Source organism: Vibrio sp. 10N.261.45.E2, assembly GCF_002875705.1.
GTDB lineage: Bacteria > Pseudomonadota > Gammaproteobacteria > Enterobacterales > Vibrionaceae > Vibrio.
Genome location: NZ_MCZZ01000102.1, coordinates 1 through 16276, shown reverse-complemented (window position 1 = coordinate 16276; position 16276 = coordinate 1). Strand labels below are relative to the sequence as shown.

12 protein-coding genes are annotated in these 16276 nt (G+C 41.5%); all 12 read left to right on the top strand.

Translation table 11 applies throughout. The features are described 5' to 3' along the window. The first annotated feature begins 121 nt into the window (after window positions 1–121). The 12 genes from BCT34_RS06185 (at window position 122) to BCT34_RS06130 (ending at window position 16218) form a co-directional block, all read left to right on the top strand. Window positions 122–946: a heteromeric transposase endonuclease subunit TnsA gene (locus tag BCT34_RS06185; RefSeq protein WP_017042326.1), complete on the top strand. Its 825-nt coding sequence runs from the start codon at window positions 122–124 to the stop codon at window positions 944–946. Continuing rightward, complete coding sequence (locus BCT34_RS06180; protein WP_102305785.1) at window positions 936–3095, top strand: DDE-type integrase/transposase/recombinase; 2160 nt, start codon at window positions 936–938, stop codon at window positions 3093–3095. The genes BCT34_RS06185 and BCT34_RS06180 overlap by 11 nt, the downstream gene beginning before the upstream one ends. After that, the gene (locus BCT34_RS06175; protein WP_102305784.1) at window positions 3085–4536 is read left to right on the top strand and encodes an ATP-binding protein; all 1452 of its coding nucleotides are present in this window, start codon (window positions 3085–3087) and stop codon (window positions 4534–4536) included. Before BCT34_RS06180 ends, BCT34_RS06175 begins: the two co-directional genes overlap by 11 nt. Before the next feature lie 34 nt (window positions 4537–4570). Continuing rightward, window positions 4571–5971, top strand: coding sequence for a TnsD family Tn7-like transposition protein (locus BCT34_RS06170; protein WP_102305783.1), 1401 nt, complete (start codon window positions 4571–4573; stop codon window positions 5969–5971). 249 nt (window positions 5972–6220) lie between these two features. Further along, on the top strand, window positions 6221–6622 hold the full coding sequence (locus BCT34_RS06165) for a hypothetical protein (protein WP_102305782.1): 402 nt from the start codon (window positions 6221–6223) through the stop codon (window positions 6620–6622). Next, a complete protein-coding gene (locus BCT34_RS06160; RefSeq protein WP_102305781.1) occupies window positions 6606–7244 on the top strand; it encodes a restriction endonuclease subunit S in 639 nt (212 codons plus the stop codon). Before BCT34_RS06165 ends, BCT34_RS06160 begins: the two co-directional genes overlap by 17 nt. A gap of 2 nt (window positions 7245–7246) precedes the next feature. Then, a complete protein-coding gene (locus tag BCT34_RS06155) occupies window positions 7247–8761 on the top strand; it encodes a type I restriction-modification system subunit M (protein WP_102305780.1) in 1515 nt (504 codons plus the stop codon). Further along, on the top strand, window positions 8751–9992 hold the full coding sequence (locus BCT34_RS06150; protein ID WP_102305779.1) for a restriction endonuclease subunit S: 1242 nt from the start codon (window positions 8751–8753) through the stop codon (window positions 9990–9992). Before BCT34_RS06155 ends, BCT34_RS06150 begins: the two co-directional genes overlap by 11 nt. Window positions 9993–10083: 91 nt before the next feature. Then, window positions 10084–10932 (top strand): hypothetical protein, encoded by an 849-nt coding sequence (locus tag BCT34_RS06145; RefSeq protein WP_102305778.1) that lies wholly within the window; start codon window positions 10084–10086, stop codon window positions 10930–10932. Between the two features lie 48 nt (window positions 10933–10980). Beyond that, a complete protein-coding gene (locus BCT34_RS06140) occupies window positions 10981–14256 on the top strand; it encodes an HsdR family type I site-specific deoxyribonuclease (protein ID WP_102305777.1) in 3276 nt (1091 codons plus the stop codon). Next, on the top strand, window positions 14256–15032 hold the full coding sequence (locus BCT34_RS06135; RefSeq protein WP_102305776.1) for a SprT family zinc-dependent metalloprotease: 777 nt from the start codon (window positions 14256–14258) through the stop codon (window positions 15030–15032). Before BCT34_RS06140 ends, BCT34_RS06135 begins: the two co-directional genes overlap by 1 nt. Then, entirely contained in the window at window positions 15025–16218 is a 1194-nt protein-coding gene (locus BCT34_RS06130) for a hypothetical protein (protein ID WP_102305775.1), read from the top strand. The genes BCT34_RS06135 and BCT34_RS06130 overlap by 8 nt, the downstream gene beginning before the upstream one ends. Window positions 16219–16276 lie beyond the last annotated feature (58 nt).

Genomic DNA, 16276 nt, shown 5'->3' with positions numbered 1-16276 from the left:
TGTTTTGGAACAATAAAGTTTGTACACTGTTGAAAAAGTTTGTACATACATGTTATTTGGAATAATAAAGTTTGTACACTAGGCTATAATATATTTTATCGAATTAGATAGAGTATGCGTTGTGGCTGGACGAAGAAAACTTGAAAAGCTCGCTGATTTCAAGCGGGCTTTAAAACAAAAATATGGCTTAGGTGAAGGAGCTAATTACACTCCTTGGATAAGAGTTCAGGATGTTAAGTCTCATGGTCACAGCGGTAAGATTGACGGAATAAAATCGGGACGAACTCACCATACCTTATCTGAGCAAGAGACATGTTTTTTCTATTTAGCTGAGTTTTCCGATTCAGTTACTGATATTCGAGAGCAGTTTCCTCTGCTTCCTCTCACTCTCTCATTAAAAATATCTAAGCTGCTTGATGTTGAGCATCCTAAGCACCCAATAACCAAAGCCCCAATCATCATGACCACTGATTTCCTTTTAACCTGTAGTGATGGAAAGCGGATTTGGTATGAAGCTGTTTCTGTGAAGCCTAGTGAAAAGCTTTCAGATAAAAGGACGGCAGAAAAGCTCGATATTGAAAGAGTTTGGTGGGAGTTATTAGGTATTCCATTTCACATATTTTGCCTGTCAGAACTGAATCAGATTAAGTCAAAGAATATTCAATGGATTACCGATCCTAAACGTAAGAGTTACTCATCACCTTCGAATAAAGTTAGAGAAGAAGCCAAGCGTATGTTGACGGTGGGAACAATGCAATTAAGCGATGTTTGTGACATGTTTTCTAATCAAGTCGGCATGTCGAATGATGATGCATTGATTTTGTTAAAGTATTTAATAGCTGATAAAGAAGTTATTGTAGATTTGGCGCGGCCCATAGTTCTATCTGGGATGATAGAAATTGTTCAAGTTAAGATGGATGGGAAATCACAGCAATATGCAAGTTGAATTAAATAGTGTTTGGCGAGTTCATAACTTAGATGGTCTTGAGGATGGTCTTTACAGGGTTTTGCAACTATATACAAAGGAATATATCGTCATTCTTTTTCCTTTGCTCGAATCAAAGGCTTTGCAACGACCACTTAAGCTTGATTTTGACTTTTTTAATGAGGCCATTAAAACGGGTAATTCCGAATTGAGTTCATATGAGCTTCCGTATTATCAATTGCAGTCAGAAGACGATATTTCAGAGAGTTATCTTGTAAAAAGAGATGAAAAATATCGACTTATTAGTGAATTAGCATCTGATCCATATTTTTTGCTAAATTTGGTTGAGCAACCTCGTAGTAAAGCTGTTTCGACACACGCGAAAGCCCGCAACACATATATCCAGAATATCTATCGAGCACTAAACCTTTATTGGAAATATGGTCAAGAGCGAAATGCACTTTTACCGAGCTATAAGAACTCTGGGGGTAGAGGTAAATCAAGAGTAGCTGGTGTAACAAAGCGTGGTTCTCCGATACAACTCTCCAGTCCAAGTATTGAAGTTCCTGAAGGTGTTAATACTACTGAGCACGATAAAACTTTGTTTCTTAAGGCGATGAAGAAGTTTGGACTCAAAGGTGAAAAAGTTAAGTTCAGTCGTGTATATGACAAAATGCTCAAAGAATATTATGCAGAGGAGCTAATTGCTGCTGAATTTGAGTCACGAGAAGCGTTAGTACCTAATTACCGAGCGTTTGTTTATTGGGCCAAAAAACTAGTTCCAGCACAAATTCTAATACGTAAACAAACAAATCAGGGTGACTTTGACCGCAATAAGCGAGGTTTAAAAGGTTCAGCTACCGATCATACAGAAGTTCCTGGCAGTTGCTTTGAATTGGATGCAACAGTTTTGGATGTACATATCGTATCTGACTTTCAGAGACATCATGTATTGGGGAGACCAACCGTTTATTGTGTAGTTGATAAAGAAAGTCGAATGATTGTCGGGCTGCATGTCTCCATGGAATATGCTTCTTGGAGGGCTGGTCGGCAGGCTTTAATTAACAGCTTTACCTCTAAGAAAGAGTATTGCGCAGAATTTGGTATTGAAATAGAAGAAGCTGATTGGCCTTGTAACCACATACCTCAACGATTGCTTTGTGATCGAGGAGAGTTTATTTGTCAGGATGCCGAAAGTCTCGCTGTGCCATTGATTGGCCACTTGAGTATTGCTCCCCCATACAGGGCGGAATTGAAAGGCATAGTCGAACATCGTTTCAATATCTTGAACGAGAAACTAGTCCATGAGCTGCTAGGGACTACTAAAGGACGGCATTACATCAGAAGTGATAGAGACCCAAGGTTAGATGCTACTTTTACGCTCAGAGAAATAACCAAGCTCCTTATTGATGAAGTTTTAGAGCACAACAGTTCAATTTTTAAAGATTTAGCTAAGCAAAGTACATTACTTATTGAGTCAGGGTTTTCTCCAACCCCTCTAAACTATTGGAATCTACATGTTAAAGCACAGCGTCATGCTTTAAGTCGAGCAGACGAGGCTCATATTCGTTCTCGCCTATTACCAACAGTAAAAGTGACCATGACAGGCAAAGGAATTCGGCTGAACGATCAAATGTATTATGAGTCAGATCATGCTGATTTTGATACTTGGAAAGTAATCGCGAGAAATAATGGTTCATGGCAACTAGATGCTTTAGTTGATCATGATAATTCAAGCTTCATATTTGTCAGGCTTGAGGAAGTTAGTGGTTTTACCCGATGTTACTTGATGAAGGAGTCGGCTAATTTTGCTCATAGGCATCAAGCAGACATCCTGTATTTTGAAGATTGGATTAAGTTGGAAAAAAACAAAGCTAAGCCAACATCGAAATCGATAGAGCGTCACCAGAGAAGAAATCAGGTTATCGAAACTGCAAAAGAAGAAGCGGCATTGACTCCATCGTTGAGTTCAAAATCTGAGAGAACAAAGGGCATGAAAGCAAGGAGAAGGGAAGCTATTCTTGCACAGAGGATTGAGGACGGAGAATCTCAACCTCATCAAGTTAAGCCTGATATGGAATCAGATATACCCAGTGAACACCTAGATGACAAGAAGAAAAAAGTAATTTCAATGCTCAAGCGAAAAAGGGCCAACGATAATGAGATGTGAAGAAGCCATTTATCATGAAGCGATATTACCCGAGCATCGTGGTAATCCTTTGATTGAAGCTTTGCCACCTAAGGTTGAGGATGATGAGTTAGTTATTAAGCTGAGTAATTATCCTGAGAGGTTCGTTGAGGAAACAAAGTTAGAGGCAATTGAAAGGTTGGACTATCTCACCCGATTAAAAGCGTTGAGGCAGCCACTACCTCTCTATTTTGATGTATTTAGGGCCATCGAAATAGCGATCAAAGAGGGATATTCAGCAAAAAATCCTTTATCCCCCACAACAATGAACTATCTACATTATTCTTTAGATAATCGACCTGATGTTGAACCCCGAACAGGCTTTTTTGAACCTAAAGGCAGTGGAATAACAATAATTGGTGAAAGCGGAGTAGGTAAAACCTGCATGCTTGAACAGGTACTCAACTGCTTTCCAGATGTCATCGAACACCGATATTACCAAAATAAAGTATTAGCAATTCCGCAAGTTGTTTGGATTAAAGTAGATTGTCCCGATGACTCAAGTGTGAAGGGACTCTGCCATCGCATCTTAGAGCAAATAGATCAAAAACTAGGACACCCTCCAACAAAACCTGCGGGAACGATAGCTCTTTTACTTCAACAAATTGAATCGAAAATGAAATCAAATTTCCTCGGGATTTTGGTTATTGATGAAATGCAAAACCTAAACCTTGCTAAAGCAGGCGGTGCTGATCGACTTTTAGGCTTTTTGCATAACTTAGTTAACAATTTAGGTATTCCGATACTTTTCTGTGCAAATCCTCCATTCGATGAACTTCTCAGCAAGAGTTTTAAATCAGCGCGACGTGCGGAAAGTAGTGGCTATTTCGATGTAGAACTAATGACGAATGATGAAGAGTGGGAATTGTTCGTGGATGAACTTTGGTGTTTACAGTGGACGAATGTTGAAACGCCGTTGACCCCAAGTTTGAACAATAAACTATACTCACTGTCTGCTGGTAATATGGATTTGGCTGTTCGAGTTTATTATTCAGCTCAAAAGGCAATTATTGGTTCTTCAGACGAGAGGATTACTGAAGAGGTTCTTGATCTTGGAGCCAGTATTGCTATACGGGCAACGAAAAATCTCACAGAAGAAATGAGAAAGAAACACGCGATTTCTATCCTAAAAAGAAATCGAAAAGATGGTCATACTGAACTGAACAGCCATCGACGTGAAGATGTTTCAACGAAAGAAGTCATCAATACCAAATCTAAAGCGGTAACGATACCAGGAGACTTGACTCGTCCACATCATCCTGAGTTCATTGGCGAACTAACGGAACTTGTTTTTTCAGAGAGTTTGAGTGATCGGATATTGGATACTAATCTGATCCAGAGGGCTTCTCAGGATAGTGATCCACTTGAAAGCCTAAGGGCTTCGGGTGTTTTGTGTGACGACCCATTGGAGACGTTTAGTTAGAATTTAGCTGTATGGCGAACCTATCGGAGGTGATATGCGTTTACCTGATGTATTACCCGATGAGCTACTGTTTAGTCGAATGATTAGATATTGCAATGTAGGTGCGGTTCCCATATCTGAATTTCTCAAAAGCGTATACGGAGACCATAGAGCAAGTATTAACCCAATACTTACTGCTGGTTTAAGTTCGCTTTCAAGTCTGTACAATGAGAACAAGAATGACCTGCTAATGGGGCAAACTCTTGCTCCATTGTTTATGCATTATTACCCGCAATACAAAGCCAAATTATCAGAAGCTATATTCTCAACGGATAATTATTCGGCGATTCGTTTAAGCCAGCTCTCGTGCGTGAGAGAACATAGCGAATTAACTCTCAAACTGTGCCCAGTCTGCATTCAAGAAGATATCAGACAATTTGGAGTGGCTTATTGGCATCGAGTTCATCAAATACCTGCTATCGAATCTTGCTGTGATCATCAGCAGCAACTAGTGCATGTTCGCCTTCCTAAACGATTAAAGTTAGCAGTTGGGTATCCTTCTTCTTTTGAAGCCGAGTATCACGAAAGTAGCGATGAAAGCTTTCGTTTGGCGCAGTTTTCTCGGCAAGTACTTCGAGAACAATCAAACAATATTTCTACATTTAGGTCGGCTAGTTACTCAGACAAATTATCGAATCTTGGCTATGTGACCAAGGGTGGTCGAATTCGCAGGGTAAAGTTACTCTCTGACTTTTATTCTTTTACAAGCCGATTGCATTTTCTATCTTCAGACGTTCTACCATCATCCGAATCGGATTATAAGTACATTACCAATTTGCTGTATAACCAATATTCACAGCATATTTTTAAGTATTTGATATTTGAATACTGGTTATCAAAGCAGAAGGTAAGGGCTAAAACAACACCAGAAGTACGCAGTGAAGGTTGTGTCGTTAGTATCTCTAGCGTAGAGCAAGAATGTTTGTCGTTGTTAAAAGAAGGATTACCAATTTCTTCAATAAGTAAGCAAACTGGCAAGAGTAGAACTTATGTGAAGTCAGTCGCTTACTCGTCGGATATGGAAGATTTGTTTGAGCCTATTAAGTTAAAAGCATCCGTCAGAGAGCAAGTTATTGCTCTTGCATGGAAAGGTTTCCATCGTTCTGTGATCGCCAAATGTGTATCTGTATCAACAGGAAGTGTCGAAATGTTGATTTCTAGCGTAAATGGGTTGGTTAAGTGGAGACGGCAGTGTAAGCATGAATCGAAACGGCGACGCTACAAATCTCAGATACTTCGATACCGACACAATGACCCGTTAAAGATTAGAAAAGAGATAAAGCGAGATTGCAATGCAGCGTTTTACTGGCTATATCATCATGAACCTGAATGGCTTGAATCCGTATTACCTAAGCCATCCCACCCACATCGCTATCCTCGGGTTAAGCAGAAATAACTCAATGCGGAATCTGACTTGATAGATTCCGCAAGCTTTAGGCAGAAGTTTTGTTTTCTGATGAAAAAATACAGTAGAAGAAAAGTGTATAAATCATTGACGTAGGCATAACTCCATATTAATATGGCTTCATTACGTTATCTGTAGGCGCTCTACTGCATTTATTTAGCGTGATTGGCAAGGTTCAGGCGGCCACCTGAACCTTATCTAAACCTCAATACGACGATTAGACATATAGGAGATTTATTTATGCATCAAGATTACCAAATAACTGCGCGTGTGCAAGAAATTACAACCACTTTCATTCAGAAAAAACTTCTGAATGAAGATAGTCACCCTCAAAACATTCAAGAAACCGTTGTTCCTATTAGTGGAAAAGCTCAAAATCGTGCGAAATATCAGTTCCCAATATCGGCAGACGAGAACGACTCGATTATTTGTGAATATGATCGTGTGATGAATATTTATAACAAGCATCACTATGGCACACGAAAGAAGCTCACAGTAACAATGGAGCAGTGGTTTTTGGACGAAGCAAAGCGGTATGGATGGGCAGATGCAAAGTTTTACAAATGTGATGGTTCGACTAAAAAAGCCTGTTTTCTAGTGAAGGAAGCCGATTCGGAGAGTTCTTATGATTCAAAACACTAATCTTCGATTACTCAGTGAAGTAGCCGATATTCGAACTGGGTACACATTTAGAGAAAAGGTGGAAGAAGTTGAGGCAGAAACTGGCAGTGCTCGTATTGCTCAGATTAAAGATGTGCGTGAGATAGCCGAAACTTCAAATTCCTTCTTGCTTGATCCAAGCAAACTGCCAGCTATTGACTGGCAGGGTAAAGATAAAGCGTTAGTCGAGTCTGGAACTGTAATACTGCCTTCAAGAGGTTCGAGGGGCGGTTACTTCCAAGCATCCTGTGTTGTTGATAATACGGAAGGTTCATTACCTTTGGTGGTAACGAGTCAGTTCTTAGTGATTACACCAACGGTTGAGGTACTACCCGAATTCTTGTGTTGGTCATTAAACCAACCTTCAATTCAATTTTTATTATCTGAAGGTGCGGGCAGTCAGGGATCATCTATGGCTGTCATGCTTAAAACATCTATTGGCAATGAGATAAAGCTCAATATCCCACCTATCGAGACACAGAAGAAGATACTTCACCTCAATCAATTATGGGAAAAAGAGCAGGCTTTAACCCAAGCACTGCTAATGAATCGAAAAACAATGCTTCAAGGCATGTTTCAACAATTACTTAATGAGAATAAATAACGATGAATACCCCAATCAACCAAGATCAAATCAACAAAGCCGTATGGTCAGCCTGCGATACTTTCCGCGGCACCGTAGATCCATCCATCTACAAAGACTTCATCCTGACTATGCTGTTCTTGAAATACATTTCTGATGTGCATCAAGATAAAGTGGATGAGCTGGCTAAAGAGTACGGTGACGAGCCTGAATTGATTGCAGCAATGATGGAAACTCAGTCTTTCAAGATCCCAACAGGTTCAACGTTCTGGGATTTATACGAAGCTCGCCATGAAGCAGGAAACGGCTCTCGTATCGACCAAGCACTGCATGCTATTGAAGAAGCCAATGGCACTAAGCTTAAGAACGTGTTCCAAGACATCAGCTTTAACACCGACAAGCTCGGTGACGAAAAGCAGAAGAACGATATTCTGCGCCACTTACTAGAAGACTTTGGTAAAGACACACTAAACCTTCGCCCAAGCCGTGTGGGTACATTAGATGTTATTGGCAATGCTTACGAATACCTAATTAAACATTTCGCTGCGGGTAGCGGTAAATCGGCGGGTGAGTTCTATACCCCACCAGAAGTTTCCGATCTTCTTTCAATCATCCTAGAGCCACAACAAGGCGACACAATTTGTGACCCTGCATGTGGATCTGGCTCACTATTGATGAAGTGTGGTAAGCAAGTTCAAAGCAACTTTGCTGGCTCTAAGCAGTACGCACTGTTCGGCCAAGAAGCGATTGGTTCGACTTGGTCACTAGCGAAGATGAACATGTTCCTACATGGTGAAGATAACCATCGCATCGAATGGGGCGACACCATTCGTAATCCTAAGCTGCAAGACAAAGAAGGCGGCTTGCTGCACTTTGATGTGGTAACGGCAAACCCTCCGTTCTCGTTGGATAAATGGGGGCATGACAATGCTGCTGATGATCAATTTGGTCGTTTCCGTCGCGGTATTCCGCCAAAGACCAAAGGTGACTATGCGTTTATCTCACACATGATTGAAACGCTTAAACCGCAATCTGGTCGTATGGGTGTGGTTGTGCCGCATGGCGTGCTATTCCGTGCATCATCTGAAGGTAAAATCCGTAAACAACTGATTGATGAAAACCTGTTAGACACGGTAATTGGCCTACCTGAAAAGCTGTTCTTTGGTACAGGCATCCCAGCCGCGATTCTGCTGTTCAAAAAGCAGAAAGATGACAACAAAGTGTTGTTTGTTGATGCTTCTCGCGAGTTCAAGTCTGGTAAGAACCAGAACGTATTAACCATAGACAACATTCAAAAGATTGTTGATACCTACAAAGCCCGTAAAAGCGTGGATAAGTACGCTTACCTTGCCACCTTAGAAGAGATTGCCGAGAACGACTACAACCTCAATATTCCTCGTTATGTAGATACCTTCGAGGAAGAAGAGGAGATTGATTTAGTAGCAGTGCGTACTGAACGTATAGCTCTGAAAAATGAGCTAACTGATCTTGAAGCTGAAATGGCGGGTTACCTAGAGGAGTTGGGTTATGGTGCCTAATGTTGAAAACTGGGAGCTAAAATTATTTAAAAACATTCTAAAACTTGATAGAGGTAGTTCTCCTAGGCCAATTATTAACTTTATGACAGACGCTGATGATGGTGTTAACTGGATTAAAATTGGAGACACAAAAAAAGGTGAACTTTACATAAACTCAACGAAAGAAAGAATCACACATGAAGGCGCTAAAAAGTCTAGAAAGGTATCTAAAGGTGAGGTGATTGTTTCTAATTCAATGAGTTATGGTCAACCATATATTTTGAATATTGACGGTTATATCCATGATGGTTGGTTTGTTATTCGTAACTACGAGCAGCACTTTGAAAAGAATTTTCTACTTCAAATACTGGGGTCAGAATTAATCCAAAGGCAGTATAAAAGGCTTGCGGCAGGCGGAGTTGTTAGCAACATCAGTAGTGATCTTGTTTACGCGGTAAAAGTTGGACTGCCTCCACTCCGAGAACAACGCAAAATCGCCAAAATCCTCTCAACATGGGACAAAGCGATTGCCACCACTGAAAAGCTGATTGATACCAGTAAGCAGCAGAAAAAAGTCCTGATGCAAAAGCTTTTGACGGGTAAAAAGCGTTTGGTTAACCCTGATACGGGCGAGGCGTTTGAGGGGAAATGGGAGCGTTACTCAATGTCCGAGCTGGTTTTTATCGATAGAAAGTCTCTTGGCAAGAAAACACCTGATGATTTTGAGTTTCAATATATTTCGCTGTCTGACGTTGATGTTGGTTCTATTTCAAAAGAGCTTGAAGTACATAAGTTTGTAAGCGCCCCTTCTCGTGCACGACGTGTCATACAAGTTGGGGATATCTTGCTATCAACTGTGCGCCCTAATTTAAAAGGGTTTGCAAAAGTTACGGATAAGTATGCAGACAAAATTGCATCTACAGGATTTGCGGTGCTAACACCAAAATCACAAGTTAGTAGCGACTACATTTATCAATACGTATTTAGCGTCCATATAACAGGTCAAATCGACAGCTTAGTTGTAGGTTCAAACTACCCTGCAATCAATTCGTCTGATGTTTCTGGCTTAAAGGTCTACTGTCCAACATTTGAAGAACAACAGAGAATCGCCTCTGTTCTGACTGTTGCCGATAGAGAAATCGAAGTGCTCGAAGTTAAACTGGCTCACTTTAAGCAAGAGAAAAAAGCCCTGATGCAACAGTTGTTGACGGGGAAGCGTCGTGTGAAAGTTGATGATATGGAAGTCGCATAGAACATCGCTTATTGTTATAAATACTCACTGTAGGAATGTGTGATGCTGTGCGTCACACATTGTTGCTATCGTCAAAGCTAGGTAGTACCAAATGTTAGTGTTTAACTGCACCAAGGCCGCTGCGGACTTTTTTACCGTAAAACGCAATGGCAAAAAAGTCTCTCCACTAGAAGCCCCGCCGATGGACATTGTCAGTGGTTCTGAACCCGCAAATGCGCTCAGCACCCACCCTCCGATGAGTGCTTGGTTGGTTCATGCGGTAAACATTCAACGAAAGAAAGTTCTGATTGCCATGCATGTTGAAACTCGCTATTCCATGGTGTTTGTTGGCATTCAAAAGGGCGATTGGGCAGAGTTCACCAATCAACTACTTGAGAGACTGTTTAACAACATGCAGTTCTTTGGTGAAGAGTTTGAGCTGTGCGATGAAGAGAGCTTTGAGGAGATGTTCAATGAGTTCATCAAGCTTCATCCTAAACCAATCTTTTGCCAACGTGGTGATCGTAGCGTACAGAGCCACATTAATGATGTCGCTTGGCAGTTTGAAGACCGAGTTTACCAAGTTGGCTCTCTACCTGATGGACATGAAGAGTCGGCGAGCTTTGACGAGTGGGTCAATGGCTTGATTCGCTCGACAAAACAGAAGAAAGACTACTTTCATCCTGATGAAGAGATGTTTATTGATTGGATGCAGACTTATAGCGAGTTAGGCGACAATGAGGGGAAGCTGATACGTCAGTTATTTGGGTCTCTGCGCCGACAGATGATGCACGCAGAAATGGTTAAGCGCGGTATTCCAGATGATGGATACTTTGACGAAATGAATGCTGTACTTAACCAAGCGATCAATAAGTACAACGAAGAGGTTGCCCCTGATACGTTCAATGAAGTGATACCAAATAATGTCATCGACTTCAATCAAGCTAAGAAACGCAAATAACATTAAAAATCATAAAAATAAAAACGTATAGATAAATAAAGGACAACAATGTCAGGCAATTTACCCAACTTCCGTGAAGAGCAAAGCGCTAAGATTCCAGCGTTAACCTTGCTGACCAACCTTGGCTATCAGTTCATTCCACCGAATGAATGTGTGCTCAAGCGTGGCAATCTTTCTACCGTCATTTTACCTGATGTATTGCGTGATGTGCTGAAACACAAAACCTACTCATTTATGGGGAAAGATCACCAGCTATCAGAAGCGGCTATCGACAAAATCGTCCACGAGTTAGCTACCCCAGCTATGAATGAAGGGTTGAAAGCAGCGAATGGAAAACTCTATAACGCACTCACCTACGGCATTGGTGTGACCGAGTTTGTTGATGGTAAGAAAGCTAGCCCTACCATCAACGTAATTGACTGGCAAACGCCTAACAATAACCAATTTCACTTTACTGAAGAACTCGTCGTTGAAAATGTTCACGGCACTGCTAACCGAATTCCTGACATTGTTTGTTTTGTAAATGGCCTGCCTTGGATCGTAATTGAAGCTAAACGACCTGATTCGTCCCACGGAGGTAAGCCGACCGTCGCTGAGGGTATCTCGCAAAATATTCGCAATCAAAAGGTAGATGAGATCCCTCATTTGTTTGCTTATAGCCAACTATTACTGTCGGTCAATGGCCACGAAGGCTTATACGGAACGTGCGGAACGCCAAGTAAGTTCTGGGCAAAGTGGAAAGAAGAAGAGATCACCGAAGCTACTTTTGAGCGCTTAAAAAACAAACCTCTTGAGCAAAACAGCCTAGATAGAATCTTTGGTCATCGCCCAGCTAAAGTACGTGATGAATACTTATCTTTAGTCGCTGGCGGTAACTTAGTGGTGACAGACCAAGATCGCTTATTGGTTTCACTACTGCGTCATGACCGACTACTGGAAATGACTCAGCTCTTTACCTTATTTGATAAAAAAGCAGGAAAAATTGTTGCCCGTTATCAGCAAGTGTTCGGCATCAAAGCCTTGATTGAACGTGTCACCTCTTTTGATGAAAAGGGGGCGCGTAATGGTGGTGTTATATGGCATACCACGGGTTCAGGTAAGTCGTTTACCATGGTGTTCTTATCGAAGGCGCTTATATGGATTAAAGAACTGACTAAATGTCGAGTAGTGGTAGTGACCGACCGTGTTGATTTAGAAGACCAACTAGCGAGTACCTTTGCCTCTGGTGGGGCGCTATCAGAAAAAGATCGTAAAGCCTCGATGGCGACCACAGGGCGACGCCTTGCCGAGCAAATCGGTAAAGGCAATGAGCGCATTATCTTCTCCATCATCAATAAATTTGGTACTGCGATTGAGTTAGAAGAATGCTACAACGACAGCCCAGATATGATTGTGCTAGTCGATGAAGGCCACCGTAGCCAAAACGGTGAGAACAATATTCGTATGCAGCAAGCTCTACCGAAAGCCGCATATATCGGATTTACAGGCACACCCCTGTTACAAGACGACAAGACTGAAAATAAATTTGGCAAGATCATCCACTCCTACACGATGCAGCAAGCTGTGGAAGACAAAACAGTCACGCCACTCTTGTATGAAGAGCGTGTACCAGAGCTGAGCACCAACGATAAAGCGTTAGATGCGTGGTTTGATCGCATTACCGATAAGCTAACTGAAAAACAGCGTACAGACTTGAAGATGAAGTTCGCTCAGAAAGGTCAGATCTATCAAACCGAGGGGCGAATCGAGCTTATTGCTCATGATATTTCGGATCATTTCCAAAACTTTAAGCGTCAGGGCTTAAAAGGTCAGCTTGCTTGTGACTCTAAAGCCTCTGCAATCCAATATAAGAAGCTTCTCGATAAAATAGGCAAGGTAACCTCGGTTGTTGCTATGTCTTCGCCTGATACGCGTGAGGGGCACGATAGAGTTGATGGGGAAAGCACGGATATCGTTCAGAATTGGTGGAAAGAGAATGTCCTCAGCTCTGATTTTGGTCAAGATGAGAAAGCTTATACCAAACATATTATAGAAGAGTTCGGTAAGGATGATGGCCCAGACATCATGATCGTGGTTGATAAGCTACTTACAGGCTTTGATGAGCCAAAGAACACCGTGCTTTACATCGACAAGCCACTTAAGCAACACAACCTGATCCAAGCCATTGCTCGGGTAAACCGTCTGCATCAGAAGAAAGAGTTCGGTTATCTCATCGATTATCGTGGCATTTTAAAAGAGTTGGATGCGACCATTGCCGATTATCAAGATCTTGCCGAGCGTACCCAAGGTGGTTTTGATATTGAAGACTTAAAAGGTCTTTATAATCGCATGGATACGGAATACAAAAAACTACCCGGTTTATACAGTGAGCTGTGGGCGATTTTTGCTGAAGTACCCAACAAACAAGATGGCCCAGCACTGCGTCAAGTGCTCGCTCCGAAAATTGATACCATTGATGGACAGCTTACCGATACCAACCAGAAAAAACGTGATGACTTCTACTCTACGCTCACTGCTTTTTCAAATTGTTTAAAAGTGGCACTGCAATCCGCAACTTACTTTGAAGATAAAAGCTTTGACGATAAGCGCGACCTCTATAAAAAAACGCTCAAGTCCATGGCTGAACTGCGCAAGCAAGTTCGTGAAGATGCTGAAGAGACCATCGATTATGATGAGTACGCTGAAAACATCCGTACTATGTTGGATAAGCATATTGCAGGTGTTGAAATTGAAGAATCGAAAGGCGCTTACCTCGTTGGGAATATGGGTAAGGATATTAAGCCTGAGCAACTCACCGACGATGAAGCCCGCAACCAAAAAGATAAGATCACTGGTCGTGTCACTAAAATGATCGAACAAGACCTTGCCGATGACCCGTATGCTCAAGAGTATTTCTCGAAACTGCTTAAGCAAGCGATTCAGCAGGCAAAAGAGATGTTCGATGCCCCTGTAAAGCAATACCTGCTGTTTGCTGATTTTGAAGAGCAGGTGAAAGAACGCGATGTAGAAGGCATGCCGACGGATCGCTTCGCAGAACTCGATCCTAAAATAAAACGACACGTACAGGCATTCTATGGTCTATTCCCTCATCATTTAGGGGATCATGTTTTGTCAGAAGATGAGTGCTTTAACTATGCGTTGCGAATCGATGAAATCGTTACCGCTGCTGTTGCTGAGTTTTCCATTAATCCTCAAGAAATAGAGAATCAGATCCGACGTAAGTTAATCCCTGTGTTATTCAAAGCGATTGGTATGGATAAGACCCAAGCCATTATCACAGATGTCATCAAAATTACCCGTCTTGGCGTGTCAGGGCATCATTAATGACATCGGTAAGCTCTAGTGAAGGAAACAAAGAAGAATACAGCTTCGTCTATGGTGACGAAGCCTTGTGCTACGAAGTCGTCCGCAAGCCTCATTTAGACGGTAAGAAACGCAAAATTACCATCAAGGTTCACCCTAATTGTGAGGTGGTGATTACTGCTCCAGAAGATGCAGAGCGTAACGATATTCACCAAGCTGTGATGAAGCGTGCCTCGTGGATTTACGATGCGTTGAAAGACTTCCGCAGCCACTTAGAATACGTCCAACCTAAACACTACGTCAGCGGTGAAATGCAGTTCTACCTTGGTCGTCGTTATGTATTGAAGATCGTGGAAGATGCCGAAGCACTACCAACAGTAAAAATGACTCGCGGTAAATTACAGGTCACCTTAACTCGGTTTAACGATGACAAAAAAGCCATGGTTCGAGCATTAGTGCGCAACTGGTACAAGGTACGTGCGGAGCGTATTTTTCATGAGCGTTTATCTGAATTGCTTCCGCAAGCCACTTGGGTTGATGGCATACCGAGCTTTCGTGTTCTTCCCATGAGTAAACAATGGGGAAGCTGCTCGGCTAAAGGAAACTTGATGCTGAACCCACACCTCATTAAAGCGCCAAAAGAGTGTATTGATTACGTGATATTGCATGAGCTTTGTCATATTGCCGAACACAACCACAGTGAGAAGTTCTGGCGCTTACTGACGAGTGTTATGCCGCATTGGAAAGAAGTGAAAAGTAAGTTGGATGGCATGGCGGAGTTGTACTTGAATGAGTGATAATTTTGATTTTGAACTAGCGGAATTGCTGCGAAAGCAAGTACCTCATGATGAGTCTATACACAGTACTTTGCTGAGAACATTATTAACGTATGATCCAAATATAAAGCCTATCGGCGTGATAGGTAATTCAGGCTGTTGGATCGATGCTCCTTTTGTTCAAAAGCAGTATCAGTTCCTTTTCTATCGCTATCCTGACCATGTGTTATTAGAAACCATAGATATGGGTTTGTCTGTGGACGGTAAGTATAACTGCCTTTTTGATAACCCTGTCTATTACACATATCGAATTGAGTCTACTTTTTTTAGTGGGAGAAGAACTAGAGATCGAGCCTCGTCTACAACGAAGATAAGGTATTGTTTATCTTGTATAGAAGAGAGTATTGCAAGTGTCGGCTATGGGTATTTTCGGCACTTTTGGGATAGTTCAAATTTATGTCTTATTCATGGGCAACCACTTAAAGAGCTACCCGAATTAGGGTTTGCTAAAACTCTAAAAGCCGTAAAGCGGCTGTTTAATGCAAAAGATTGTAGACAAGCGATAAGCTTAGCTAAAAAGCCTGAAGTAACTGCTAAATATTCTCCGAAAATTACATGGGATGAAACGGGAAGGTATGTATTCCCTATTAAATTTGCTCCAGGGTGTTTGATGCCCGTTTTTGCTCAGTGGGTTAATAGCAAATACTCAAAGTTCGAAAATATGAAATTACGAGACTTTGCACAAAAGGTTACAGGGCAGTATTTTAATCATTATTCTCTTTATGAATTTGATTATAGGCGAGATTTTGCGGGTATTTTGATGATGTGCGCAGAGTATGAGCCAGAGTTATTACATTCATTCATAGTTAATGAAGTTAGTCTTATTGGCTTAGAGTTGGGACCAAGAAAGCAAGGAGTTCTCCGAGAAATCTTTGCAAAGCACTCAGTGAGTGATTGTACCGCTTGTGTAGAAAAGTCTTGCATCATGAAAGCACATCAAGGCACTTTCAGTGTAGATGCAACTGAATTGAATCTTAAGAACTTATTTGAAAGTTCTTACACTCTTGCAAGAATATCTATGCAGGGTAGGCCTATTAGAACGAGTAAGGACTCGATCTGGGGAGTTATCGATGTTTCTCCAGAAATTGCTGATAGTAAAGCCTTTGAGAAGATAGAGTTTCAGATAAACGAAGTCTGTTACAAATAGTGTACAAACTTTATTGTCCCAAATTGATTTAGTGTACAAACTTTATTGCTCCTAAACA

Coding starts and splice junctions, on each gene's coding strand:
- BCT34_RS06170 (WP_102305783.1), top strand. CDS start 4,571: ATGCGTTTACCTGATGTATTACCCGATGAGCTACTGTTTAGTCGAATG.
- BCT34_RS06155 (WP_102305780.1), top strand. CDS start 7,247: ATGAATACCCCAATCAACCAAGATCAAATCAACAAAGCCGTATGGTCA.
- BCT34_RS06165 (WP_102305782.1), top strand. CDS start 6,221: ATGCATCAAGATTACCAAATAACTGCGCGTGTGCAAGAAATTACAACC.
- BCT34_RS06180 (WP_102305785.1), top strand. CDS start 936: ATGCAAGTTGAATTAAATAGTGTTTGGCGAGTTCATAACTTAGATGGT.
- BCT34_RS06140 (WP_102305777.1), top strand. CDS start 10,981: ATGTCAGGCAATTTACCCAACTTCCGTGAAGAGCAAAGCGCTAAGATT.
- BCT34_RS06145 (WP_102305778.1), top strand. CDS start 10,084: ATGTTAGTGTTTAACTGCACCAAGGCCGCTGCGGACTTTTTTACCGTA.
- BCT34_RS06135 (WP_102305776.1), top strand. CDS start 14,256: ATGACATCGGTAAGCTCTAGTGAAGGAAACAAAGAAGAATACAGCTTC.
- BCT34_RS06130 (WP_102305775.1), top strand. CDS start 15,025: ATGAGTGATAATTTTGATTTTGAACTAGCGGAATTGCTGCGAAAGCAA.
- BCT34_RS06150 (WP_102305779.1), top strand. CDS start 8,751: ATGGTGCCTAATGTTGAAAACTGGGAGCTAAAATTATTTAAAAACATT.
- BCT34_RS06160 (WP_102305781.1), top strand. CDS start 6,606: ATGATTCAAAACACTAATCTTCGATTACTCAGTGAAGTAGCCGATATT.
- BCT34_RS06175 (WP_102305784.1), top strand. CDS start 3,085: ATGAGATGTGAAGAAGCCATTTATCATGAAGCGATATTACCCGAGCAT.